Annotated in this window: 17 protein-coding genes; 9 read left to right on the forward strand and 8 right to left on the reverse strand. The window is 68.4% G+C overall.

Features of this window, described 5'->3' with window-relative positions; translation table 11 throughout:
• Positions 1-39 precede the first annotated feature (39 nt).
• From glmM to GVY64_RS06060, 5 genes are all read right to left on the reverse strand, one after another.
• Positions 40-1,416 (reverse strand): phosphoglucosamine mutase, encoded by a 1,377-nt coding sequence (glmM, locus tag GVY64_RS06040; RefSeq protein ID WP_159839606.1) that lies wholly within the window; start codon positions 1,414-1,416, stop codon positions 40-42.
• A 217-nt stretch (positions 1,417-1,633) separates the two neighbouring features.
• Complete coding sequence (gene rpsI / locus GVY64_RS06045) at positions 1,634-2,143, reverse strand: 30S ribosomal protein S9 (RefSeq protein ID WP_159839607.1); 510 nt, start codon at positions 2,141-2,143, stop codon at positions 1,634-1,636.
• Entirely contained in the window at positions 2,140-2,583 is a 444-nt protein-coding gene (gene rplM / locus GVY64_RS06050; RefSeq protein ID WP_040864934.1) for a 50S ribosomal protein L13, read from the reverse strand. Before rplM ends, rpsI begins: the two co-directional genes overlap by 4 nt.
• A 174-nt stretch (positions 2,584-2,757) precedes the next feature.
• Entirely contained in the window at positions 2,758-4,458 is a 1,701-nt protein-coding gene (locus tag GVY64_RS06055) for a hypothetical protein (RefSeq protein ID WP_159839608.1), read from the reverse strand.
• 94 nt (positions 4,459-4,552) lie between these two features.
• Complete coding sequence (locus GVY64_RS06060) at positions 4,553-7,051, reverse strand: FHA domain-containing protein (protein ID WP_159839609.1); 2,499 nt, start codon at positions 7,049-7,051, stop codon at positions 4,553-4,555.
• Between the two features lie 107 nt (positions 7,052-7,158).
• Between GVY64_RS06060 and GVY64_RS06065 the strand changes: the two genes are divergently transcribed.
• Complete coding sequence (locus GVY64_RS06065; RefSeq protein WP_159839610.1) at positions 7,159-8,604, forward strand: metallopeptidase; 1,446 nt, start codon at positions 7,159-7,161, stop codon at positions 8,602-8,604.
• A gap of 9 nt (positions 8,605-8,613) precedes the next feature.
• On the opposite strand, the gene GVY64_RS06070 is transcribed toward GVY64_RS06065, so the two are convergent.
• A complete protein-coding gene (locus GVY64_RS06070; protein WP_236566652.1) occupies positions 8,614-9,960 on the reverse strand; it encodes an FHA domain-containing protein in 1,347 nt (448 codons plus the stop codon).
• Positions 9,961-10,102: 142 nt separating this feature from the next.
• Between GVY64_RS06070 and GVY64_RS06075 the strand changes: the two genes are divergently transcribed.
• The 6 genes from GVY64_RS06075 to GVY64_RS06100 all read left to right on the forward strand — a co-directional run bounded on the left by GVY64_RS06075 (position 10,103) and on the right by GVY64_RS06100 (position 16,532).
• The gene (locus GVY64_RS06075; protein ID WP_159839612.1) at positions 10,103-11,308 is read left to right on the forward strand and encodes a DUF7373 family lipoprotein; all 1,206 of its coding nucleotides are present in this window, start codon (positions 10,103-10,105) and stop codon (positions 11,306-11,308) included.
• A 113-nt stretch (positions 11,309-11,421) separates the two neighbouring features.
• A complete protein-coding gene (locus GVY64_RS06080) occupies positions 11,422-12,621 on the forward strand; it encodes a DUF7373 family lipoprotein (protein ID WP_236566653.1) in 1,200 nt (399 codons plus the stop codon).
• Positions 12,618-13,847 (forward strand): DUF7373 family lipoprotein, encoded by a 1,230-nt coding sequence (locus GVY64_RS06085; protein ID WP_159839614.1) that lies wholly within the window; start codon positions 12,618-12,620, stop codon positions 13,845-13,847. Before GVY64_RS06080 ends, GVY64_RS06085 begins: the two co-directional genes overlap by 4 nt.
• Positions 13,848-13,929: 82 nt before the next feature.
• Positions 13,930-15,465, forward strand: a complete 1,536-nt coding sequence (locus GVY64_RS06090; protein ID WP_159839615.1) for a serine/threonine-protein kinase — start codon at positions 13,930-13,932, stop codon at positions 15,463-15,465.
• Between the two features lie 410 nt (positions 15,466-15,875).
• A complete protein-coding gene (locus GVY64_RS06095; RefSeq protein ID WP_039795679.1) occupies positions 15,876-16,193 on the forward strand; it encodes a WXG100 family type VII secretion target in 318 nt (105 codons plus the stop codon).
• Between the two features lie 36 nt (positions 16,194-16,229).
• Positions 16,230-16,532: a WXG100 family type VII secretion target gene (locus tag GVY64_RS06100; RefSeq protein ID WP_039795677.1), complete on the forward strand. Its 303-nt coding sequence runs from the start codon at positions 16,230-16,232 to the stop codon at positions 16,530-16,532.
• A gap of 97 nt (positions 16,533-16,629) precedes the next feature.
• Here GVY64_RS06100 and GVY64_RS06105 read toward each other — a convergent pair whose 3' ends face one another.
• Entirely contained in the window at positions 16,630-18,066 is a 1,437-nt protein-coding gene (locus tag GVY64_RS06105; RefSeq protein ID WP_159839616.1) for a type VII secretion-associated protein, read from the reverse strand.
• Complete coding sequence (gene eccCa, locus GVY64_RS06110; RefSeq protein ID WP_159839617.1) at positions 18,066-22,097, reverse strand: type VII secretion protein EccCa; 4,032 nt, start codon at positions 22,095-22,097, stop codon at positions 18,066-18,068. The genes GVY64_RS06105 and eccCa overlap by 1 nt, the downstream gene beginning before the upstream one ends.
• Before the next feature lie 170 nt (positions 22,098-22,267).
• Here eccCa and eccD point away from each other — a divergent pair, with 170 nt between their 5' ends.
• Together eccD and mycP are read left to right on the forward strand one after the other, a co-directional pair.
• On the forward strand, positions 22,268-23,734 hold the full coding sequence (gene eccD / locus GVY64_RS06115) for a type VII secretion integral membrane protein EccD (protein ID WP_159839618.1): 1,467 nt from the start codon (positions 22,268-22,270) through the stop codon (positions 23,732-23,734).
• Positions 23,735-23,838: 104 nt separating this feature from the next.
• A complete protein-coding gene (mycP, locus tag GVY64_RS06120; RefSeq protein ID WP_268895593.1) occupies positions 23,839-25,137 on the forward strand; it encodes a type VII secretion-associated serine protease mycosin in 1,299 nt (432 codons plus the stop codon).
• The last annotated feature ends 333 nt before the right edge of the window (positions 25,138-25,470 follow it).

A 25,470-nucleotide genomic window follows, 5' to 3' on the forward strand; every position in this document is an offset into this window, starting at 1 on the left:
ACCGGGCATCCGCCGTTCTCGGCGGAGGTGCGGCCGGACTCACACCCCAGCGACCCGTTTGGCGAGATCGTCCGCCAGCTGGCGCGCCTGCGCCGGATCGGTGGCCTCCACCATTACCCGCACCAGTTCCTCGGTGCCGCTGGGTCGCAGCAGCACGCGCCCGGAGTCGCCGAGTATCCGCTCCGCCTCCAGCACCGCGTCGCGGATCTCAGGGGCGCGCGCGACCACGGATTTGTCGCTGACCGGCACGTTCACCAGGATCTGTGGCACGGTTTGCAGCACGGCGGCCAGATCGGCCAGGGTGCGCCGGGATTGCGCCATCCGCGCCATCAGGCGCAAGCCGGTGAGGATGCCGTCGCCGGTGGTGCCGTATCGCGGGAACACCACGTGCCCCGACTGCTCGCCGCCGAGGGTGTAGCCGCCGCGCCGCAATTCCTCGAGCACGTAGCGGTCGCCGACGGCCGTGGTGCGCAGGGTGATTCCCGCCGCGCGCATGGCGATGTGCAGGCCGAGATTGCTCATCACCGTGGCGACCAAGGTGTCTTTGGCCAGCTCGCCCGCCTCGTGCATGGCGAGGGCGAGGATCGCGAGGATCGCGTCGCCGTCCACCACATTGCCGTAGGCGTCGACGGCCAGGCAGCGGTCGGCGTCGCCGTCGTGCGCGAGACCGAGATCGGCGCCGTGCTCCACCACCGCGGCCCGCACCTGGTCGAGATGGGTCGAGCCGCAGCCGTCGTTGATGTTCAGCCCGTCGGGTTCTGCGTTGATCGCGATCACCGTGGCCCCCGCCTCGCGGTAGGCGGCGGGCCCCACCTCGGCGGCGGCGCCGTGCGCGCAGTCGACCACGACGGTCAGCCCGGACAGGTCCTGGCCGGTCGCCTCGACCAGGTGTTCCACATAGCGTTCGTGGGTGCCCGCGAGACTGTACTGATCCGGGACGGTGAGCCCTTGATCGCGCGCGCCTGCCGCGCTGCGTACCCGTCCGATGCCAGCGCCGGTCGGGCGGAACGGCGCCTGGGCGGCCACCAGCGCCTCGATCCGGTCCTCGATCGCGTCGTCGAGTTTGTGCCCGCCCGCGGCGAAGATCTTGATCCCGTTATCGGGCATCGGGTTGTGTGAGGCGGAGATCATCACGCCGAGACACGCGTCGTACAAACCGGTGAGATAGGCGACCGCAGGCGTCGGCAGCACCCCCACCGACAGCACATCCACGCCCGCCGCGGTCAGCCCCGCGGTCACGGCGGCCTCGAGCATCTCCCCGCTGGCACGCGGATCGCGGCCGACCACCGCGAGCGCACGCTTTTTGCCCCGGCTCAGGATCTGCGCGGCCGCACCGGACACGCGCAACGCCAGCTCCGGACTCAGCGACTCGTTGGCAAGCCCGCGGACTCCGTCGGTGCCGAACAACCGTCCCATACCTCGCCCCTCATTGGTGTGATCTGTGGCGTGGGCGTCGGCCCGGGAGGCACCGGCCCGTGCACCACGAAGGCCCCGCGAACGCCCTGTCTTCATACAGCGCGAGAGCAGGCGACCAGCTGTTCGCTGGGAGCCTGCTCTCGTACAGCTGCCGCGTCGACCGTACCGCGTCCGGCACCGCGAGGATGCCGGACGCGAAAGGTCGACGTTGCCGATATCAGCGCTTCGAGTACTGCGGCGCCTTACGCGCCTTCTTCAGACCGTACTTCTTGCGCTCGGTGGCGCGCGGGTCACGGGTCAGGAAGCCGGCCCGCTTGAGGGCGGGACGATCCTCCGGGGTGACCTCGATCAACGCGCGGGCGATGGCCAGCCGCAGGGCGCCTGCCTGGCCGGACGGGCCGCCGCCGACCAGGCGGGCGTGCACGTCGAAGGACTCGGTGCGCTCGACGGTGACCAGCGGCGACTTGACCAGCTGCTGGTGCACCTTGTTCGGGAAGTAGTCCTCGATGGTGCGGCCGTTGAGCACGAAGTTGCCGGAGCCGGGCAGCAGGCGCACGCGCACGACGGCCTCCTTGCGGCGGCCGACGGTCTGCACCGGGCGATCGATCACGACGGGGGTGTAGGACGCCGAGACCTCGGAGTCCTCGTAGCCCGCACCGTCCTCGACAGCCTCGGCAGCGTCGAATTCCTCGACGTAGTCCTCGTTGAATTCCTCGGGAGCGGTCACTGGGCCACCTGCTTGATCTCGAACGGAATGGGCTGCTGGGCGGCGTGCGGGTGCGTCGGGCCCGCGTACACCTTCAGCTTGCCCGCGATCGCGTTGCCGAGCTTGTTCTTCGGGATCATGCCCTTGACGGCCTTCTCCACGAGCCGGTCGGGACGGGTCTCCAACACCTGACCGACGGTCCGCGACTTGAGGCCGCCCGGGTGCCCGGAGTGGTGGTGGATCAGCTTGTCCTGCCGCTTGTTGCCGCTGATGGCGACCTTGTCGGCATTGATGATGATGACGAAATCGCCACCATCGACGTGCGGGGCGTAGGTCGGCTTCGTCTTGCCACGCAGCAGATTCGCTGCCTGGACGGCGAGACGGCCGAGCACTACGTCAGTGGCGTCGATGACGTACCACTTACGGGTCACGTCACCCGCCTTGGGGCTGTACGTAGGCACAGTGCTTCCCTGTCTGTCGTCGGTGTTGCCGGCCAGGCGTGCGGTCGAGGTGTTCCCGGCGGCCGGTGGAGACCCGGGCCTCGGTGGACGTCCGGGCGATCCACAGGGTTCGACCGGGCGTTCCGCACGCCGACGAGCCACGATACCAGTGGGGTATCGCGGGAAGAAATCGCGTCAGGTCTCGATCGGGGGTCCGAAGTCGATCGCGCCGGGCGGTCCGGGGATCAGGTAGCGCAGCGTGTCGGCGTCCGGCCGCCCGCACTCCGCGGAGCTTTCCTGCGCTTCCCGCTGGTCGCCGCGTGCGGTGGTGACGCCCGGTTTGGGCCGAGTGATCGCGTAGGGAGCAGTTGGACACGCGACCGGCTCGGCCTCGCCCGCCTGTTCGGCGACGACCGATCCCGCGTCGAGGACGACCGGCTGCGCCGTCGGCTGCACCTGGTGATTACCGGATGGCAGCGCGACCACGGCCAGCGCCATCGCCCCCACGACGGTATTGGCGCCGAACAAGTTGCCCTTCATCTTGTTCCAGAGCTTGCCTTTGCGGTGCCGCTCCTCGTCCTCGGACTCGGCGCCCTGGTCCTGCCAGGCGCCCTGGCGTGGTTGGCCGGGGTAGGACTGCGGTTCCGCCGCTCCCGGGTAGGGCGGCCGCGGACCGAGCGGCGGCACCGGTCCACCGGGCGGCCCGGACGGCGGACCGGCCTGATCCTCGGGTGCGCTCGGCGGCCGGGTGAAGCGGCTGCCCAGTTCGGCGAGGTTCGGCGGGAGACCGCGCGGCGCTTCGTCGCGCCCGATCCGGGTCGTCTCCTCGTCGGGCCGCGTGGGGTAGCCCGGCCCGTACTGCACGCCGGGCACCGGCCGCGGCGCCGGATGCTCCGGCCGGCGCGGCCCCGCGTCCGCCGGTTGCGGCGGCGCTGCTTGCGCCGGCGCCGGTGGCTGCGGCGCGTACTCGGCCTGCGGCCGGGCGTCCGCCGGGCGCTGCGGAGCGGCCACGGGGTCGGCGTGCCTGCCCGCCTCCTCCGGCTCACCCGCCTCCGTGTCGCTCACCAGCAGGTGCGCCGCGCCCAGGACGAGCGCGTGCATCGGATGGTCGGCCACTTGCAGCCGGTGTCCCAGATGATTCTGGAAGGCCAGGCGCAACGCGTCGTTGAAGCGCACGTTGCCCGACAACAAAACGGTCGAGGTGTCCGCGCCGATCGAACGGGCGGCCGCCATGACCTCGATCACCACGTCGTCGGCCGACCGGGCATCCCGCATGGCCTCCGCGTCCACCGGGACGTCCACCGACTCGGTGGGCTGCTCGTCGTCGCCGTGCACCGCGACCACCAGCATGCTGCGGCCGTCGGAGTACACCCCTGTCGCGCCGAGGCCCTGCGGCCTGGCCCGGTCCGGCGGGTGCACCAGCCCGAGCGCGCGGACGTAACCGGACAACGCCACGCTCTCCGGCAGCGGCTCCACCACGACGTCGAGCTGTTCCACCATCGCCGCGTAGATCTCGACCTTCTCGTCCGGCCAGTTGTCCGGGAAGGGCAACGCCACCAGGTCCGGCTTGCCGCGCAAGTGCTTGCCGATCTCGGCGAGCGGGTTGTACATGCGCGCACGGAAGACCAGTTCGGCGGGCCATGTCGCGCCCGCGACCACGATCTGCGGATGTCCCAGGATGTCGCGCACGTCGGCGATCGCCATCCCGAGATCCGGCCGGTTGCGTTCCACGCCCGCCGTGTGCAGCCGGCCCGACGAATCCGCCAGCAGATAGGCCGGCGGCGTCCACATCCCCTCCACCTGTACCGGCCGGATGGGAACGCCACCGCCACCGGCTGCCACGGACACCACATCCCAGCCGAGATGCACTGCCCCTACTCGCACCGTCACAGGCATAAGTGTGCCCGGTTCGCGGCCGAGATGCTCGTCGTCACCCGTCCGGCGCCGCCTCCGCGCTGCGGGGCGCCGCCCGTGATTCGCGCCGACCGCGTCACGCGGCCGACTTCTTCAGACGCAACCGGCGCCAAGTGAGGATCGCCAGCACCAAGGTGATCAGCAACAGCGCGCCGATGTCCAGCGCCCAGATCTCCGGCTTCTGCTGCCAGAGCGTGTCGGGCTGCGCGTTGAGGAACAGTTCGCGAATGTTCACCGTCGACGCACCGGCCGCGTACCCCCACCGGGCCGGGAACAGCCAGGAAACCTGCTCCAGCACCACCCGGCCGGTGACCGGGATCAGGCCGCCCGCCATCACCAGCTGGCACATGATGGCCACCACCAGCAGCGGCATCACCTGCTCGTTCGACTTCGCCAGCGACGACAACAGCAGGCCGACGACCACGCAGCAGATCGCGGTCAGCGCGATATCGATGTACAACTCCGCGCTGCCGGAAGCCAGCACCGCTCCTTCGCCCGGGCGCTTCTTGCCCGCGAGCACGATGCCCACCAGGACCGCCGACTGCAGCAGCGCGGTGAAACTGAAGACGGCGATCTTCGCCAGCAGGTATGCCGAAGGCAGCAGCCCCACCGCGCGTTCACGGTGGAAGATCGTCCGTTCACCGACCAGATCGCGCACCGTGAGCGTGGAGCCCATGAAACAGGCGCCCAGAATCAGCACCACAAGCAACTGCTGTGTCTCACTGCCGCCTTCGGGCACGAATGTGCCATCCGGTAGCGCTTTCAGCGCGCCGCGCTGGAAACCGTTCTTCCCCGGCACCACCAGCGAGAGCCCGCCGAGGATGAACGGCAGGAGCACCAGGAATGTCAGATAACCGCGATCGGCCAGGATCAGCCGGACCTGCCTGCGCGCCAGCGTCGAGAACTGTTTGCCGCGACTGGATTGCGGCGGACTGCCCGCGGACCCGTACGGCTGGACGGGCGGCGGGGGTGGCGGCGCGAACGCCTGCCGGGAGCGATAGGCGGCGAACGCCTGATCCGGGTTGGCCGCGACGTTGGCGAAGATCTCCGCCCAATCGCTGGTACCCAGCGCCGCGCCGACACCGGCCGGGTTGCCGCAATAAGCGGTCTTGCCGCCGGGAGCGAGCAGCAGCACCTGATCGCACATGTCCAGGTGCGCCACCGAGTGGGTCACCACGATCACCACGCGGCCCGCGTCGGCCAGTTCCCGCAGCATCACCATGACCTGCCGGTCCAGTGCCGGATCCAGGCCCGAAGTCGGTTCGTCCAGGATGAGCAGCGAGGGACCGGTCAGCAGTTCCAGCGCCACCGAGGCGCGCTTGCGCTGACCGCCGGACAGCCGGTCGACTCTGGTGTCGGCGTGCTCGGTGAGCGAAAGCTCCTGCAGCACACCGTCGATGACCTTCTGCCGGTCCTGCTTGCTGTTGTCTCTCGGCAGCCGCAGCTCGGCGGCGAATCCGAGCGCCTGGCGCACCGTGAGCTGGCGGTGCAGCACGTCGTCCTGGGGCACCATGCCGATGCGGGAGCGCAGCGCCTCGTACTCGGCATGCAGATTGCGCCCCTCGAAGGTGACCACGCCGCCCGAAGGCCGGGTGGTGCCCGCGATCAGGCGCGACAGCGTCGACTTGCCCGCGCCCGAGGGACCGATCAGCGCGGTGAGCGTCCCCCGGCTGGCCGACATGTTCACGTCGACGAGCAGCTGCTTGTTGCCCTCGACGGTGAAGCCGACGCCGTGCACCGCCAGACCTTGCTCGGCGACCGGCTTCTGCCGGTGCACCAGAGCGCCCTGCTGCACGACGAAGTCGACGTTGCCGATGGTGATGATGTCCCGCTCGCGCAGCACCGCCCGTTGCTGACGGTGCCCGTTGACGAACGTGCCGTTCGCCGAGCCGAGGTCCTCGATGGTCAGGCCTTCGGCGGAGGAGAGCAGGCGGGCATGTTTGCGGGAGGCCAGCGGATCGTTGACGACGATCTGGTTGTCGGTGGTGCGACCGATGCTCAGGCCGGTCTGGGGAATCCGATCGCCGCGGGCGATGGGCGCCGTGCTCGCCCTGGCCCGCACCGGCGGCATGTTCGAGGTGTCCGCCCTGGTCGTCATGTTGACGTTCAGCGCGGGCGCGGGCGCGTCCTGCTGCGGCGGGTAGGGCGGCCGCTGGAACTGCTGCGCGGGCCGGTGGGCCGCGTGCGGCGGCGGACCGGGCTGCGGGACCGGTTGGGGGGCCGGTTGCGGCGGGCGCACGGAAGGCCGTTGCGGTGGCTGCGGGTTCGCCGGCAGCAGGTGCAACAGCGGGCCGCTGATCGCGTCGCCCAGCCGGACCTGCGTGGGACGGTCGATCGACACCGGCTGGGTCAGCCTGCGCGCGTCGACGAACACCCCGTTGGTGCTTCTGTTGTCGGTCAACACCCAGGCGCTGCCCTGCCAGGCCAGCGTCGCGTGCACACGCGAAACGAGCGGGCTGTCGACGAACAGCGTCACCTCCGGCGCGCGGCCCATCGTGACCTGCTGGCTCGAATCGAATACTCGTTCGTTTCCATCATGGCGCACGGTGATGGTCTGCGCCCCCGGTGAAGACATGCAGCGGATACTATTCCATCACCCGGACATCGGCGGTGCCCCCGATGCGCCATATGCCCCGATCCGGCCACCGATGTGAACGCTGTACCGGCCGACGAGGGGGAGCCTTGCCGAGAGTCCGAGCGAGCGCGCTGGTTGCGGCGTTGCTCAGCATTCTGGTGCTGGCCGGGGGCTGCATCCGAGTGGTCGACGGCCGGGCCGTCTCCATCTACGACGATCCGTTCAAGGTCGCCGGACTGCCCACCACCAGCGGTCCGAGCGGTCCGCGCACCGGCGTCCCGGACAGCACGCTGACCGCGACCAACGGCGACGGCGGCGCCGTGGACACGCTGGCGCTCAACGCCGTCGACGACATCCAGACCTACTGGCGCGGCGAGTTCGGCAAGGAGTTCCAGGGCGAGTTCAAGCCGGTCGAGAAGCTGCTGTCCTGGAGCGCGAAGGCCGGGCGCCCGGAGTCGGTCGAGTTCTGCAAGGAGACCACCTACCGCTTGGTGAACGCCGCCTACTGCCGGTTGGACAATTCCATCGGCTGGGATCGGTCGGTGCTGCTTCCCACCATGGAGGAGACCTTCGGGAAGATGTCCGTGGTGATGGTGCTCGCGCACGAGTACGGGCACGCGGTACAGACGATGGCCAAGATCGTCGCTCCGAAAACCCCGGTGATCGTCAAGGAACAACAGGCGGATTGCTTCGCGGGCGCGTTCATGCGCCACGTGGCCGAGGGCAAGGCCAGGCACTTCACGATCAACACGTCCGACGGACTCAACACGGTGCTCGCGGCCACCGTCGCCATCCGTGACTCCGACCCGGACGACCCGGAGAGCGTGCACGGCTCCGCGTTCGAACGGGTCACCGCGGTGCAGATCGGTTTCACCGACGGTCCCAAGGGATGCAAGGGCATCGATCAGGACGAGATCGACCGGCGCCGCGCCAATCTGCCGCAGAGTTTCAGCGACGACACCGGACGCGGCGAGTACCCGATCACGAAGGAAACCCTGATCGAACTCACCAAGGCCCTCCGGGCGATTCTGCCGATCGACGACGAGCCGACCTACGACTACTCCCGGGCGAAGATCGAATGCCGCGACGGCGTGGTCACCGAACCGGTGTCGTATTGCCCCGCGAAGAACACGATCGCCACGGACATTCCCGCACTCGCGGAGCGAGGCATGTCCAGCTCCGGCACCGACGACCCGTTGCCGCTCAAGGTGACCGGCGACTACAACGGCTACGTCGTGTTCATCTCCCGCTACACCCTGGCCGTCCAGCAGAACCGCGGTGAGAGCCTGGTGGGCGCCAAGACCGGGCTGCGCGCGGCCTGTCTGTCCGGCGTGGTCACCGGCAAGCTCGCCGAATCCGGGCGGCCGGTCAGCGAGGGCGATATCAAACTCGCCGCGGGCGATCTCGACGAGGCGGTCTCGGGCCTGCTCACCGACGGCTTGGCGGCGAGCGACGCCCAAGGCAAGACCGTGCCCAGCGGTTTCTCCCGGGTCGAGGCGTTTCGCGCCGGAGTCCTGAACGGCGAGAGTGTCTGCGCCGCCCGCTATTCGTGACGCGGGGGTTCAGCGACCGAACGGCGGCGGGGCGGCCAGTTCGAAGCGCAGGACGCGGTTGCCCAGCATGATCTCGGTGCCGGGCAGGAGCACCATGGATTGCCGCGGCGCCAAGCGCACCCAGTCCCGATAGCCCGGCAGACGGGTGCGGGTGCCGTTGGTCGAACCGCAGTCCACCACCGTCACATCCCAGTTGACCAGCCGGATCTCGGCGTGGGCGCGGGACATACCGCCGGAGGCGTCGTCGACGCGCAGCGGGACCAGTCCGCTCTCCGCGGCGGGCGAACGCTCCGGATCGCGCCCGATCACCGCGTCCGCGGCGAGCATGTAGGTCATGCCGTCGTCGAGGATCAGCATGCCCAGCGGCGGGCGGACCACCTCGATCAGCGCCTGGGTCTGGTCGACCGGCATACCGCAGACGGTGCAGAACGCCGCCCTCGGATCGCTCGGATGCGCTCGCGCGCATTTGAACCCCATCACCTTGACGGTCAGCGCGGTCGCTTTGGCCGTCGCCTCCAGCCTGCGCTGCAGGTCCGGGTCGGGTCGCGGCGCGGGATTGGTGCCGCCCAGCTGGGTGGGCGCGTGGTGCGGATCGATCGGCGTCTGCTCGGCCTCCGCGTCGAGCATGGCGGTCGACGGCGCGGTCGGGTACCGCGGCCGCCCGGCCATGGGCTGCGGTTGCGGCGCGGGCCGCTCCCGACGCACCGACTCGGTGGGCGGGTCGGGCTCGACGCGCGCCGTCGGCGGCGGCGTCTCCGAGCGGCGATGCGCGCCCACGGCACGGGGCTCCCCGTCGTTCGCCGGCGCACTCGTGCGGGCGCCTTCCGACCACACGATCGCGCCACCCGCCTGGGCGACGCCCTCGACCAGCCTGCCGATGCCACGCTCGGGTGGCAGATCGGGAATGCGGCCTTTCGCGTCGTCGACGAACAACGCCGCCGCCCGCGCGGGCACGGCCGCGACCCGATCCACGGTGAAAGCCGCGTCGCTGCCGCGGTATCGCTCGATTGCGCCGTCACCGGCCAGCACGGCGGTGACCGCCCCGTGCAGGAAGATCGCCACGCCCCCGTTCTCGGCGGCGGAGAGAATGCCGAAGTCGATCGGTTCGCCGGGGCTGATCCGCTCGGCATGTTTCATCAGCCAGCGCGTCGCCTCCCGCGCCACCAGGGCGCCGGGGCCGCCCGGCTCGCGGTCGGTCGCATCGCGTACCAGTTCGGCCAGCGATTCGAGGGCGGCGACGGCGGGCGAGTCCGGGGTCGGCCTACCGGGCTTGCGGTGTGCGACGACGACGACCGCGCCCGCGACCGCGGCCACGGCGTGGCTGCCTACGACGACCTCGACCTGCCGATCCTTCACCGGGATCGGCCTCCACCGGAGGTGCAGTGCAAGGTCGTCGCCACACCGACAAGGGTATTGCAAGACCAACGGCATCGGTCCCCCTCCCCGGCGTCCGTCGGGTAACTTCAGTGTCAGCAACGGGAGGAACGAGGGGCCTGAGATGGTTCGGACGCAACGCATCGCGCTCACGGCGTCTTGCCTGGCATTGGCAGGGATGCTGGCCGGTTGCGCCGGCGTGCAGGGAACGCCGACTGCGGGCGAGATCGATGTGCGCATGCTGGAAGTCGGCACCTATCCCACCGACAAGCACGAGTACAAGCAGGATTCCGCGGGCAAAGGCGCACTGCTGGAAGGCATGCGGATGTCGGACGCGGTGGTCCCCACCGTGCGTATCGACCCCCTGCTGAAAGTCGGTCGCGGCAGCACCGTAGTCGCCGACGCCGAGCAGGCGCTCGACTTCGTGGCCAAGGTGTCCAGGCCGGTCTTCGACAACCGCAAGCTGGTCGTGGGATACGCCGCCAGCGGCGCCGACCGTCCCGACCCCACCGGTCAAACCAATCCGGCGCCGGAAGCCACCGCGGTCACCAACGCCGTGTTCCGCTTTCCCGACGAGGCCACCGCGAAGCTCGCCGCGCGCGAACTCGAGGACGTCGACATCGCCGTCTCGCCGGACAACCGGAAACTGTCCTCGACGAAGTATCCCGACGCCTACATCCACTGGCGGCCGGGCGTTCCCACCGTCGGCGCCTTCCTGGCGCACAAGGAATTCGTCATCTCCTTGTTCATCCAGCGTCCCAAGGCGGACGGCGACGACCTGGTGAAGTGGGTCGACAAGACTCTGGCCGCCCAGGTCGCGCAGCTGGACAAGTTCACCCCGACACCGGTGGAGAAGCTCGACACCCTGCAGACCGACCCGGATGACCTGCTCGCCCGCGTCGCGGTCGCCGACCGCAAGAACCGCGCGCCCGACCCGGTGACCTTCGCCGTCTACGGCGGCTACCACACCGTGCACCGCGCCGACGACGAATCCGTTCACCTGCGCCTGGTCGAGGAGACCGGCGTGGACCACATCGGCCTGCTGGACGACAGCTACGTCGCTCGCACCCGCGACGCGGCGGCGGCGCAGAAGCTGGTCACCGGCCTGTTGGAGAGCGAAGGCGCGCACTACGACTCGCTTGGCGCGCCCAAAGACGTCCCCGGCGCCAAGTGCCTGCAGCTCAACAGCAAAGGCGACCCGGATCGGGAGTACAAGTACCGGTGCTACGTCGCGTACAAGAGATACGTCGGAGTCGTCACCAGTGATAAGGAACCCGACGTGCGACAGAAGGTCGCCGCGGAGTACGCGCTGCTGGCGAACAGTTTCTGAGACCAGCGACGGTTGCCCCCGGGGGCTTGCGCGAGCCCGGGTCGCGGGTGCGCCGAAGTAGGATCCGGCGCAACTACCGCAGTCAGGGGGAGGGAAGAGTGCAGCACGGCGCGATGTCGAAACCGATTCGGACCGCCTGTGCCCTGGTGCTGGCCGGCGCCGTCGCCTTGGGTGGCGGCGCGTGCGGCGGCCCGGAGGCCGAGAAGCAAGAGTCCACGCAGCCCATTGATCTGGCGCAGCTCGACGTGGGCAATTACGCGACGACCCCGCGCGCGCTGGGCACAGCGAAGAATCCCGAGCAGGCGCGCATGATCGAGGCGGAACGGCTGGCGAACTTCGTCCCGCTGCCCGCGGACATCTATCCCGCGTTCGTCTCCGCGAATCCCTCCATCGCCAAGGTGTTCATCGACCCGAAGGGTTCGCTCGGGCGGATCATGGACGTCTCCCGGTTCGCCGAGGCCGCGCCGGATTTCGTCGCCGGGTTCCTCAGCAGCGCGGGCAACGCGCCGGACAACCGCGGCTCCGACCTGATCAACGCCGTGATGATCTTCCCGGACGAGCAGAAAGCGGCCGCGGCCGCGGCGGCGCTGGAACGTGTCGACTTCGAGGCCAACAACCGGAACACGCCGGTCCGGATTCCGAAGTATCCCGCCGCGCACGCCCACTGGCAGCCGCAGGACCAATCGATCGGGTCGTGGTTCGCCACCGGCAAATTCGTCGTCTACACCTGGGTCTTCGACTACGTGAAGAACTACCTGGAGAAGGTCGACCTGCCCGAGTTGCTCACGATGGTCGAGAAGAGCCTCGACACTGTCGTCCCAGCTATCGGCCGGTTCACCCCGACCCCGGTCGACCAGCTCATGGCAGCGCCGATCGATATGGACGGCATGCTCAACCGAGCCCTGCCCCGGCCCAGGGAAGATTCCTGGATCGATCCACCGGGGGCGTACACCGGCAGCGGCGCGCTGCACTTCACCACCGATTCGGCCGAGGACCGCAGAATAATCGAAGCGGCAGGCGTGGATCGGTACGCCACCGACGGGACCGACCTGTTCCGCGCACGCGACGCCGCCGCCGCGATACAGCTGCGCGAGCAGCGCGGCGGGCTGACGAAGAAGTTCCGCGGCGTCGAGTCGCCGAAAGGCCTGCCGGTCGCGCGCTGCAAGGAGTACATCGGCAACAAGACGGTGGTCGTCCGGTTCTACTGCTCGGTGACCTACGACCGCTACGCGGCATTCGCCTGGTCCCATCAGCTGCTCGACGCACAGCAACGCATCTCCGCCCAGTACGCATTGTTGGTGAACGCCGCATGAGAACATTCCGCACCGCCGCCACCGCCCTCGCCTGCACGGTGGCCGCCGCGATCCTCGGCGGCTGTGGTTCCACGCTGGCGGGTACCGCGCAGCCGGGCGAGATCGACATCCGCCGTCTCGATGTCGGCAACTACCCCACCGAACCGCCGAACGCGCACGACGACGACTATCAGCCACTGTTCATCGATATGGGGAAGGTCGCCGCGATGCGGCTGGCCGATCACGTCGCGTCGGCCTACGACATCGATCCTCGGATGAAGTACAGCTGGACGCCTTCCAGCATCAGCAAGGGGACATTGCCCGGCGAACTCGGACGCCCGGAGGTCCTGGAGCCGATCGCGGAGCGCCACCGGATGATGTACGGGTTCCACACCAACGGCTCGGATCAGGACGTCAGCCTGCTCGCCTCGGGATGGCCGACCAAGCCGCGGCCCAATTCCACGACGGTCGGCACGATCGTCATGCAGTTCCCCGACCCGGACCGCGCCCGGCAAGCCGCCGCCGAGTTCTTCGACGCCGATTTCGGCGGCTACCGCGACCAGAACGAGCCGGTCACGCTGCCGCGGCAACCGCAGGCGCGAGCGCACTGGCGTCCCGGTTCGCCTTTCCTGCGTGCGATACTCGCGCACGGCTCGTACGTCGTGGCATTCCTGGTCTCGGCCAACGCACCCGACCGCGACGCCCTCGTCGCCCTCGCCGGAAAAGCGTTCGACGTCCAGCTGCCGATGCTCGACCAGCTGCCTCCGCTGACCGAAGAGGAGATGCTGCGCTTGCCCTGGGACCCCGACCACCTGCTGAGCCGCACGCTGAATCCCGCCAAGGTCCAGTCCCCCAGCTACGACGATTCGAACGCCCTGCTCGGTCTGCGCGGCATCATGCAATACGCCGAGGACCGTGAGTACGCGAAACAGCGTTTCACGGCGATGGGAGCCGAGAAATTCGCGGTCTCCGGCGGCACGCTGGTGATCCGCGCCGCGAACGCGGAGCAGGCGCGTCGGGTGGTCGCCGAGCGCATCACCCCCACGGTGGTGGCGGGCCCGGCCGAGCCGCCGCAACATGTGCCCGATTCGGCATGCGTGGAGAATCGCTCCGGACTTTTCGACGACCGACGTTTCACCTGTGTCGTCGCCTACAAAGAATACGTCGGATTCGTTGCGGCGAATCAACTGCTGGACGCTCAGCAACGCGCTGCCGCACAATATTCCATTTTCGCGAACAGCCGATAATGCCGCAGTTTCGCCGCGAATCGGGTCGAGTATGCTGCGTGGCGAACGCCAGCGGCCCGCGTGGAGTCAGGAGATCGTGAAGATGGCGATGAGCCCCGGGACCATCGTCGGCGGGTACCGCATCATCCGGGTGCTCGGCGCGGGCGGCATGGGCACGGTGTATCTGGCCAAGCATCCCAGCCTGCCCAGAACCGACGCGTTGAAGGTGCTCGGCGGCGAACTCAGCCGCGACTACGAGTTCCGCACCCGTTTCGAGCGAGAGGCGAATCTCGCCGCGGGACTCGACCATCCGAACATCGTCTCGGTCTACAACCGCGGTGAAGAACAAGGCCAGTTGTGGATCGCCATGCAATACGTGGACGGCACCGACGCCTCCGCCGAACTGGCCCGTGATCCGCACGCCATGAATCCGCTACGCGCCCTGCGCATTACCACCGAGGTCGGCAAGGGCCTCGATTACGCGCATCGCAAGGGCCTGCTGCATCGCGACGTCAAACCGGCGAATTTCCTGCTGTCCTCGCCTGCCGAAGGTGAAGAAGAACGCGTCCTGCTCACGGATTTCGGCGTCGCCAAAGCCAACGACGACACCACCGAACTCACGCAGACCGGCAGTTTCGTCGCCACCATCGCCTACGCCCCGCCCGAGCAGCTCACCGGCAGTCCGCTCGATCACCGCGCCGACGTCTACAGCCTCGCCTGCTCGTTCTTCAAACTGCTTACCGGACGCAACCCCTACCCGGGAACGCAACCCGCGCTGGTGATGATGGGGCATCTCCACGAGCCGCCGCCGCTGGCCACCGCGGTCAACCCCGGCCTGCCGCCGGCCATCGACCACGTCTTCGCCCGTGCCTTGGCGAAGGACCCGGCCGAACGTTTCTACAGCTGCCGTGAATTCACCGACGCGGCAGCCGGCGCGCTCACTCCCGGCTACAACCCTGTCGCCACGCACACCTCCCCTACCTATCCGATCCAGGTCTTCGACCCGCGTCCGAGGACCGATCCGCGCGTCGCCATCTCCGGGCAGGGCAGCGCCCCCGCACCCAGGGCGCGCAAGAACTGGCTGCTCGCCGCGGGGGCGGGCATCGTGACCGTCGCGCTCGCCGCCGGCATCGGGATCTGGGCACTCAACCGGGACGAGTCCGCACCGGGGCCTGCGGCCGCCACACGGAGCAGCACGGCCGCTGTGTCGCCGCTGGAGCGGGCACGCGCGGACAATCCGGTGTTCCGGGGCAAGACCATCACGATGGTGGATGTGCCGCGCAGCTCGCAGGTCTCGATCTTTCTGAGCGGTACCCCGCAGACCAAGTTCCTGGAGGACCTCGGGTTCGTCTACAACTTCAATTACGCACGTCAGGGTGACGAGGCCTCGCCGCGGGAACTGACCGGAAGCACCCGGCTGGAAGTCGCTGCGGACGGCTACGTGCTGGCCGTTCGCAGTGACGAAAAGGCCGGTGGCGGCGGGCTGCTCGGTCTTCCGTACCAGGTGGCGGGCACCCGGGCCACGGTGATTCCGCTGGACGATCCCGCGGCCGTCGCCGCGCTCCGCAATTGGAGCGCGTCGTCCGAGCAGACTTTGCTCGACCGTCTTGTGCCGGTGCTCCGCAATCGCGTGAAGTGACACGGCCCCTTCGCTGAATCCAAGGCGTCATACAGCTTTTCGGTTTCCGAGGCCATCGGCTCTCGTCATTCTGCTGGTAGCGGCGGACTTATGCGTTCGGTAAGGTGTACCGCAGCCAGCCCACTCGCCGATCATTACAGCAGCGAGCAGGGGGAAGGAGGGGAGCCGAGCGCTGGCGTTACAAGTCATGCGGACCCGGATCGCATCGTGGTCTTCCGAGCAGGCCCGCATCGCGGCCGCCGAAATCACGGACGAGCCGGGCCGAGGGGCGCAGGGCCCTGATCCCGTGGGGCGATGCCGAACTTTATCGAGTCGGATGGAACCGATCAGACCCGCACCGCGTCCAACCAGATGTACAGGCCAACTGAGGCTTCCGCCGTTGGCCGAGACGGGAACCGAAAGGAGCCGAAATGGCAGGACAGCTCGAAGCGAGCGAAGAGGCGATCTCGAAGTTTGTGGACAACTGCCGGCAGCGGCACCAGGATCTGCAGACCGCGATCACCGCACTGAACAGCAAGTCGGATCAGACGACCGCCACCTGGAGCGGTGCGGCACGTCAGGCGTTCGACACCTTCATGGACAGCTACTTCGCTCAGGCGCGGAAGCTGAACGACCAACTGGATCAGACGTCGGACAAGCTCGCCCACGCCGGACGGAAGTTCGCCGATCAGGACCAGCAGTTCGCCCAGCAGGTGGCCGCGCAGGCCTCCAGCCTGGACCTTCCCTGATCCGATAGCCGCACCACAGACAACAAGGAGCTCCTCATGGTAGCCAATGATCCCGGTCGGATTGCCTCCAACTTCGGCGAGGTCGAGGCGGGCGCCCAGGCCATCGTGGCCGAGGCGCGCAGCGTCATGACCATGCTCGAAGATTTCCACAAGCAGGTCACCGACTTCGTGACCAACTACTGGAAGGGTGACGCGAACGATGCGTTCGCCTCGCTGCAGGCCCAGTGGAACACCCAGGTCACCCAGCTGAACACCACGCTGGAAAGCGCCGGCAAGCTGGTCAGCAGCGGCAACTCCGACCTGCAGGGCACCGACACCGCGCTGGCGGGCCTCTTCTGAGATCCCGTCTCGGCTGATTCGAGCCCCCGGTACTTCGGTGCCGGGGGCTCGAATCGTCTTGTATCGCAGCAACCCTACCGAGAGACGCCACCGCAGGTCATGGGACGACGCGGACCGTGTCCCCGAAATGGGAGCACGGAGCCTCCAATTGCCCCCACTCGTCTCCCGCATACTGGCAACCGATGCTGACCTGAATCCCGAACTCCAGCAGAACATGCCATCGCACGGTTGATCCGTCCCCTGGATGTTCCACATAGGCCAGGCCGGAACGGCCGCCGAACATGACGTCGCGTCTCAAGTCGGTCAGCACCCCGGACGGGCGCTGCGCGATCTGCGCCTCCAGTTTCGTCGCCACCTGCTCATAGCTGGACGACGCCGTCAGTGGGGACTGCATGAGCGTGATGCGCTGCCGAGCAGCGACTTCGGGCACCAGATCGACGCGGGGACGTCCGCTGTCCGGCGATGTGGCAACGCGCCAGCCAGGAGGAATCCGAAACCGGACGCGGCCGAAGGCTTCCGGTTCCGTCGTAGCCGACGGAGGGATCGGCGGCGGCGCGGGGCTCATCGATGGTATTTCCGTGGTGGGGGCCGCCGCGGAAACGTCGTCCCGACGGTCCGACAAGGTGATCGCCCCGACCACCAGCAGAGCGACGACCACCACCGCAGCGATCGCGGCGATGGCCAAACGCGCGTTGTCACGTCGAGGCTGCTGGGCAGCGGCGCGCGCCCGAAGCGGTTGCATCCATTCCGTGGCTGCGGCCTGCACCTCGCGTCGATCGCTCGGCTCGAGCCTGCGACCGCGGACCAGATCGGCGCCGGCGACCGGACGCAGCTCGACGTCGGCGCCTATGGTCTGGTCGATCGCCGCACGGAGCAAGTCCAGTTTCGCCGCGTCGGCAATACTCACCACCTGCACGAGGTCGATCGGTCCGCTGTCCTGTACCCGCGCGATCAGCCGGCACAAATCGGCGAAACCTGTTGCTTCCGCGCTGATCTCCCCCAGCGCAAGGGTTGGCTCGTGCTCGCAGGACTCGATGTGCACGCCGCGATGGCTCCGGATCACCGCGGATGCCGTGGTGGCCAGCGTGCCGAATTCCAGTACCAGCGTCCGGCGGCTGTGGCTGGTGCCCTCGTCCGACGCGACCGAACGCACCGCGATGTCCTCGAAAACGATCTCCGCGGTGTGACGACGCGCCGCCTGATCGAGCACACCGCGACGGCGGGCGCCCCATTCGGTGGGACAGATCAGCGTCATTCGCGCACACGGGGACGCGACGCGGAGGTTCTCGAGCACACTCGCGAACACGGCGCCCATCGCGTCCACCACGGAAGGCGTGCGCGGCGGCAAAGCTATGGCATCAGCGGGCACGAACTGGACCGCCGAACCGACCTGGGCCTGCGGATTCGGCGACTGCCCTACGACGAGATCGAAACCATTGCTGCTCAGCACGATCGTGGGCGGCGCGTCCCAGTGCGTGTCGGCACCGCGGGCCCAGACCCGCGCCTCGGTGATGACGAGCTCGACCTCGGACATCAGGGCGACGGCATCCACGCCGTCTGCACCAGACCCTCCATGTTCCGGGTGACGTAGGTGCCTCGTCCCGGCGGCATCGGGCTCGGCCGCTTGGTGCCCATCAGGACGCCCTCGTCCTTGCTGCAGCTGAGGATCAAGCCTGCCGAGCCCAGGTCCCGCATCCTGGCCAACGTCGCCTCGAACATCGCTCTGCTGGCACCGCCGGAACGCCGCGCGATGATGACGTGGAAGCCGAGGTCGCGAGCGTGGGGCAGGTGTTCGAGCAGTGCCTGGACCGGGTTCCCCGCGGACGTCGCGACCAGGTCGTAGTCATCGACGATGACGTACAGTTCTGGGCCGCTCCACCACGAGCGATCCCGCAACTGCTGCGGCGTGACGTCCGGGCCCGGGGTGCGCTTGCCGACGTAGGCGGCCAGGTCGTTCATGTTCTGCGTGAACTGCGGCGCCGTCGAGCCGTAGCCGGCGAGGTATCCCTCCGGGACGAGGCCGAGCATGCTGCGCCGGTAGTCGCCGATGATGAAGCGGGCTTGATCGGGGGTGTTCGACGCGGCGATCCCCTCGACCAGCGAGCGCAGCAGCGTCGTCTTTCCGGATTCGGTGTCGCCGATGACGATGAAGTGGGGGCTCTCCACGAAGTCGATGTAGACCGGGGCCAGCTCGGATTCGTTGATGCCGAACGGGATACGCAGGCATTTCGTGTTCGGGTCTACCTGCGACGGCCAATCGCCCGCCAGATACAGCAACTGTTCGCGCGGAAGCTGCTCGGGCAGCATGCGCACCTGCGGGGCATGCCGGCCCGGCGTCAGCCTGGCGATAGTGGCGACCGCGTCCGCGACCGCTTGGGTGAGCGTGGTCGGATCGGAGTTGCCGTCGATGCGGGGCAGACCGGTCAGCATGTGCAGGCACTCGGGAGTCATGCCGCGGCCCGGACGACCCTGCGGAACGAGCGACGCGAACTTGCGCCCGAGATCGGAGTCCATCGGATCGCCGAGGCGCAGCTCGATCCGGGTGCCGATCTGGTCCTTGAGCGCGGGCCGCGCCTCCGCCCAGCGATTCAGCGCGATAACCACGTGCACGCCGTAGGACAGGCCCTGCACGGCGAGATTCATGATGGTCTGCTCGAGCATCTCGAAGTCCTGGCGGATCGAGCTGAAGCCGTCGATCACCAGGAACACGTCACCGAACGGATCCTCGTGCGCCCCGGCGGCGCCCGGACTGCTCGCCGGGTCCGTCGCGCGCAGCCTGCGGAAGTCGGTCATCGACTCGATGCCGAGCTGGCGGAAACGCGCCTCACGCTGCCGGACGATGGTGGTCATCTCCGCGATGGTGCGCCGGACCTGGTCCTCGTCCAACCTGCTCGCGACCGAGCCGACGTGCGGCAGCCCCTGCAGGCTCGCCAGGGTGCCGCCACCGAAGTCGAGGCAGTAGAACTGCACCTGTTCGGCGGTGTGCGTCAACGACATCGCCATGATGAGCGTGCGCAGGGCGGTCGACTTCCCGGATTGCGGGCCGCCGACGATCGCGACATTGCCGCGGGCGCCGGACAGGTCGACGACCATCGGGTCGCGGCGCTGGTCGTAGGGCCGGTCGACGATCCCGATCGGGGCACGCAGCGAGGACACCGCGGAGTACTCGCCGGTGAGAATGGAACGCGGCAGGAGTTGGTCGAGCGTCGGCGCCTCGTCCAGCGGCGGCAGCCAGATCTCATGCGCCGGACGGCCGTGGCCACGGATCCGGGAGACCAGCATGTTCAGGTTGGACAGCTGCTCGCCGTCCTCGTCCTGCGCCGGCTCCAGGCTCGGTTCGGGCGGCAACGGAACGCGGTCCGCGGCACGGAAGTCGACATGGGTCGCGGTGAACGGCCGGGCCTTGACATCGATCTCGCCGGACTGCGTGGCCACGGTCATGTCACGCTGCGAGCCGCCGCCGACGTACGCGCCGGAGACATAGGAAGCCTGGAAGCGCTGGATCTCGCCGGAGTCGGCCTTCAGGTAGCCGCCGCCCGGGCTGTTCGGCAAATTGTAGGCATCCGGCACACCGAGTACCTGGCGGGATTCATTGGCGGAGAACGTTTTCAGGCCGATGCGGTAGGACAGGTGCGATTCCAGGCCCTTGAGCTTGCCTTCCTCCAATCGCTGCGAGGCGAGCAGCAGATGCACGTGCAGCGAGCGGCCGAGACGGCCGATCATCACGAACAGCTCCGCGAAATCCGGGTGCTGGGTGAGCAGTTCGGAGAACTCGTCGAGCACGACGAACAGTGCGGGCAGCGGATCCAGGTCGGCGCCGGCGGCCCTGGCCTTCTCGTACTCCAAGACGTTGGCGAAGTTGCCCGCCGCACGCAGCACTTCCTGGCGGCGGTTCATCTCGCCGGCCAGGGCGTCCTTCATGCGGTCGACGAGGTCGGCTTCTTCTTCCAGGTTGGTGATGACGGCCGCGACGTGCGGAACCCCTTCCAGGCCCAGGAACGTCGCGCCGCCCTTGAAGTCGACCAGCACCAGGTTCAGCTGGTCGGGCGAGTGCGTGGCCAGCAGGCTGAGCACGAGGGTGCGCAGGAACTCCGACTTGCCGGAGCCGGTGGCGCCGATGCACAGGCCGTGCGGGCCCATACCGTTCTCGGCCGCCTCCTTGATATCCAGTTCCACCGGAAGGCCGTCGGCGCCGACGCCGAACGGGACCCGCAGGCGTTCCCGTCCGTAGCGTGGCCGCCAGGCGTGCTCCGGGTTGAACGAGCCGATGTCGCCGAGGCCCATCAGCTGCGCCCAGGTCGAGATCACCTCGGAGTCGTCGGTTTCCACGTCGCTGCTGCGCTGCGTGGCCGCACGATAGGGCGCGAGCCTGCGCGCGACCTGCTGCGCCTGCTCCGGGCTGATCCGGTCGATCAGCGCGAACCGCTCCTGATTGCCGGTGGCGCCGCGGCCGACGCATTCGCCGTTCTCGACGATCATCTTGATCCCGCGCGACACCGCCAGGCGCGGCGCGTAACCGCACAGGTCGATGATGGTGACGCCCTCGTAGCCGGACTCACGCAGTTGATCGTCCTCGGCCTCGAGCAGCCCGCCGTCGACCACGATGACGATGTGCACCATGTTGGCGTTGGCGGGCTGGTTTCGCGAGTACCGGACCCGGTTGCCGAGCAACGGATGCAACCCCGCCATGGCCTCTCGGATCGAGCCGTAGAACATGCGCTGGGTACCGATGCCGTCCTGCGTATCGGGGTGCTGGGTGTGCGGGAGCCACTTGGTCCACTCCCACTCCGGCGCCGTATCCGGGCCGCAGACGACCGCGACGAGCACTTGGTCCGGTGCCTGGAACATGCACAGCTGCACCAGCATCGCGCGGGTCATGTCGCGCGCCTGGCCGCGGTCGCCGTCCAGCGCGATGGTGGCGAAGCCCTTGACCGCGATGGCGGTCGGCAGGTCGGGCACGGTGGAATGGGCGCGCACGAAGCGGCGCAGCGAGACGGCCGCGATCGGCTCGAGCTCCTCGACCGGGCCGGTCTCGGGCGCGACCAGCCTGGTGGCCAGGCGCTGCCCGCCGAGACCGATGCGGGCGTGACAGAAGTCCTTGTCCCCCGCGCGGCGTTCCCACATGCGGCTGGTGCCCGCGAGCATCCAGACCAGCCCCGGCTCCGGGTGGCTCCATTCGACGGAAGCGCGCTGCTGCGCCGCGGTCTCGTTGACGTCCTTGCGGACTTGGTCGAGGTAACGCAGGTAATCCTTGCGATCCTCGTTGGCCTCGGCGGCCTTCTGCCCCTTGCCCCCGCCCTGCCCGGCGAACATGCCGACCATGGAGAACAGCATCATGAGCGGGAACATCATGCTCATGGGGTTCGAGGCGATGCCGCCGCCCTGGGTGAACAGCAGGGCCATCATGCCGACCATGCCGATCACCATCACGACCGGCATGAGCTTGAGCACCAGGTTTCCCGGTGTGACCCGGGGGATTTCGGGCGGGGGCTGCAGCGTGACCTCGCCGCCGGGCGTTCGAGGCATCTCGCGGCGCGCACGGCGCTGGAAGCGGACAGTGCTCATCGACGAGATTCCCCCTTCGGCCAGCTGCGATCCGGGCTCAGTGTAGAGGTCACAGCCGACATGTCGTACAGTTCGACCAGCATTCTGCTGCCCGGACCGTGGGTTCGCAAGCTCGCCCCCGGCCTGCTGAGCCGTGGAATCACGAGGTAGAAGACCGAGTTGGGGGAAGCTTGACGCACGCGCGCCTTGACCACATCGACGAAGAATCCTCGCGCGGCATCGTCCGCGCACCCGACCTCGCGCGGGTGACGATTCTGGCCAAGCACACTCAGGTCGACATGGCCATACCGGTCGACGTGCCGGTCGCGCTGGTGATTCCGAGCGTCGTCGACATGGTCGCCCAGCACAGCCGCACCAACGACTTCGACAACGAGGGCGAGCGTTACGAACCCGCGGAGTGGGTGCTGGCCCGGATCGGTCATCCGCCCTTCTCCAACTCGCTCAGTCTCGGCGAGCACGGCGTCCGCGACGGCGAACTGCTGATGCTGGAAAGCGCCTCGCACACCGCGCCGACACCGTTGTTCGACGACATCATGTACAACGTCGCGATCGCCGACGCCGACCATTACCGCAGCTGGACGCCGCGGGTAGCGCGGATCACGGGCTCGGCGCTCGCGGCGCTCACCATGATCGTCGGGTGCCTCGGCCTGCTGCTGTCGCCCGGCTCGCTGCCGATCGCGGTGGGCGGTTCGATCGCGCTGGTGGTCGCGATCCTGCTCGTCGTCTCCGCGATGGTGCTGAGCAGGATGTACGGTGACAGCGCCACCGCACTGGTGCTCGGCGGCTGCGCGCTGCCCGCGGCGTTCAGCGCGGGCATGCTCTACGTGCCGGATGATTACGGCTGGGCGCACGTTCTGCTCGGCTCGGTTCTCGCGGGCGCGACGGCGATCCTGGCATGGCGGGTCACCGGCGTCGGCCTGGCGTTGTTCATCGGTGTGGCCACGCTGGCCACGTACGCGGTGCCCGCGGCGCTCGTCGGCCTGCTCACCGACCAGCCGGAACGGGCGATCGGCGCGGGCGCGGCGGCGCTCGGCCTCGCCGGGCTCTCCCTGGCCCCGCGGGTGTCCATGCTGCTGGCGAAACTGCCGCTGCCGCCGGTGCCTTCGCCGGGCACGCCCATCGATCCGACCGAGGACGATCCGGACGATCACCGCGCGCTGCCGACCATGGAGGTGCTGCGGGTGAAGTCGGAACGCGCCCGCATGTATCTGGCCGGCCTGGTCGCGGCGACCACGCTGGTCACCGCCGCGGGCGCGCTCGCCGCCACCGATCCCGCCGCCGACGACCCATACTGGCCCGGCATCGCGCTCGCCCTGGTCTGCGCGGCGGTGCTGATGTTCCGCAGCCGCACCTACGCGGGCGCGGAGCAAGCCGTCGTGCTCATCGCGGGCGGCGCGGGCATCGTGTTGATCATGCTGGTGGGCGCCGGTTTCGCGATGCACCAGCCGCTGGCCGTCTTCGGCGCGGCGATGGTGGTCCTGGTCGCGGCGCTGATCCTCGGCATCATCGTTCCCAACCAGTCGGCCACCCCACCGATGCGCCGCGGCGTCGAACTGCTCGAGTACACGTTCGTCGCCGCGGTACTGCCGCTGGTCTTCTGGGTAGCGGACCTCTACGCCCTCGTTCGCGGGCTGTGAACCGGGCACTGCGCACCGGAGCGGCCGCGGCGGTGCTGTCGCTGAGCGTGTCGTTCGGAGTAGGTGCGAGCCAAGGCATCGCCTACGCCGATCGCCCTCCGCCGGTGGATCCCGGACAATTGCCCGCAGGGGATCCTGCACGGCCGCTCGACAAGACCGAGCGCCCAGGTAATACACCCTGTTACTCGACCCAGCAGGGCGGCGACGGTCCCGCCCCTCCCGCCCCGCAGCGCTCGCTCGACCTGCCGCACGCATGGGAATTCTCCCGGGGTGAGGGCCAACTCGTCGCGGTGATCGACACCGGTGTCGCTCGTCATCCTCGCCTGCCCGACTTGGAGGCGGGCGGCGACTACGTGGCCGACGGCGGCGACGGGGTCAGCGAGGACTGCGATGCGCACGGCACCGTCGTCGCCGGAATCATCGCCGCCAAGCCGCAGGCTGGACAAGGATTCTCAGGTGTGGCGCCCGAGGCGCGAATTCTATCGATCCGCCAGACCAGCGCGCTGTACGACTACGCGAACCGGCAGGACAGGAAGCCGGAAGATCCACCAAATGGGTACGGCAGGGTCGAGGCACTCGCCGCCGCGATCCGACGCGCCGCCGACCGGCACGCGTCGGTCATCAACATTTCGCTGGTCTCGTGCATGCCCAATGGCGTGAGCTTCGGCGATGGCGCGGTCGGCGCCGCAGTGCGTTACGCCACCCTCGAGATGGACGCCGTTGTGGTGGCCGCCGCGGGCAATACCGACGACAAATGTAAGGCGAGCAATCCGGGGATCGATCCGCTGAATCCGAATGGTGATCCGTGGAACAACGTGACCACCAACGTCACGCCCGCGCGTTACGACGAATACGTCCTCTCCGTGGGTTCGATCGACCAGAACGGCCTGCCGTCGAGTTTCACCGTGCCGGGTCCCTGGGTCGGCGTGGCCGCGCCGGGCGAGGACATCGTCTCGCTGGATCCGCGCGGAACCGGGACAATCTCGGGCAAGTACGTCAACCAGAGCCTCGTACCGCTCAAAGGAACGAGCTTCGCGGCACCGTATGTGTCCGGAGTGGTCGCCTTGGTGCGTGCTCGTTTTCCTGAACTCAGAGCTCCCGACGTGATCAGACGTATCCAGGCGACCGCCCACGCCCCGGGCGAAGGCTGGAATCCCTATGTCGGTTACGGTGCGATCGATCCGATCGCAGCGCTGACCGCCGAAGTGCCAAAAACACTTCCACCGAAACGACCTGCGGCAGCCCGGAGCGTTCAATTGCCGGTGCCGTCACCGGCTCCGCCGCCCGACAACCGCGCCCGCAACGTGGCGCTGATCGGCAGCGGCAGCGTCGCGGCACTTCTGATTCTGGGCATGCTGGCCTCCTTCCCGATCCGCCGCCGGCTCGGCGTCCGCGAGGACTGAAGAAGATCCGCTAACCGCGCCGTCGAAACAACTGTGGCCCGTCGTTCGACGGGCCACAGGTCCTACAAGTGCCACATCACTTCAACCGATTCGAACTGGCGCATAGTTTATGGGTGATACAACTCTGCAATTCAGTTCACTGAGGAACACAACTACGAATCGTAAACAACGGAGCTCAGTCGCGGATCGCTCCACCTAGAAGACGCGGGTTGCAGACGATGCGGCGGGCGAGGTCATCTCAGCCGACATAGATCTTGTCGACAAAATATCCGTTCTGCCCCTTCTTGCAGCTATAGAACGGCGCCCACGATGGCGAGGTAGACATCGGTTCCT

Source organism: Nocardia sp. CY41 (genome assembly GCF_009829325.1).
Lineage (GTDB): Bacteria > Actinomycetota > Actinomycetes > Mycobacteriales > Mycobacteriaceae > Nocardia.

Excerpts from the sequence above, each read along its gene's own strand:
- glmM (WP_159839606.1), bottom strand. The coding sequence starts at position 1,416 with ATGGGACGGTTGTTCGGCACCGACGGAGTCCGCGGGCTTGCCAACGAG.
- GVY64_RS06055 (WP_159839608.1), bottom strand. The coding sequence starts at position 4,458 with ATGCCTGTGACGGTGCGAGTAGGGGCAGTGCATCTCGGCTGGGATGTG.
- GVY64_RS06060 (WP_159839609.1), bottom strand. The coding sequence starts at position 7,051 with ATGTCTTCACCGGGGGCGCAGACCATCACCGTGCGCCATGATGGAAAC.
- GVY64_RS06075 (WP_159839612.1), top strand. The coding sequence starts at position 10,103 with ATGGTTCGGACGCAACGCATCGCGCTCACGGCGTCTTGCCTGGCATTG.
- GVY64_RS06080 (WP_236566653.1), top strand. The coding sequence starts at position 11,422 with ATGTCGAAACCGATTCGGACCGCCTGTGCCCTGGTGCTGGCCGGCGCC.
- GVY64_RS06085 (WP_159839614.1), top strand. The coding sequence starts at position 12,618 with ATGAGAACATTCCGCACCGCCGCCACCGCCCTCGCCTGCACGGTGGCC.
- GVY64_RS06090 (WP_159839615.1), top strand. The coding sequence starts at position 13,930 with ATGGCGATGAGCCCCGGGACCATCGTCGGCGGGTACCGCATCATCCGG.
- GVY64_RS06095 (WP_039795679.1), top strand. The coding sequence starts at position 15,876 with ATGGCAGGACAGCTCGAAGCGAGCGAAGAGGCGATCTCGAAGTTTGTG.
- GVY64_RS06100 (WP_039795677.1), top strand. The coding sequence starts at position 16,230 with ATGGTAGCCAATGATCCCGGTCGGATTGCCTCCAACTTCGGCGAGGTC.
- GVY64_RS06105 (WP_159839616.1), bottom strand. The coding sequence starts at position 18,066 with ATGTCCGAGGTCGAGCTCGTCATCACCGAGGCGCGGGTCTGGGCCCGC.
- eccCa (WP_159839617.1), bottom strand. The coding sequence starts at position 22,097 with ATGAGCACTGTCCGCTTCCAGCGCCGTGCGCGCCGCGAGATGCCTCGA.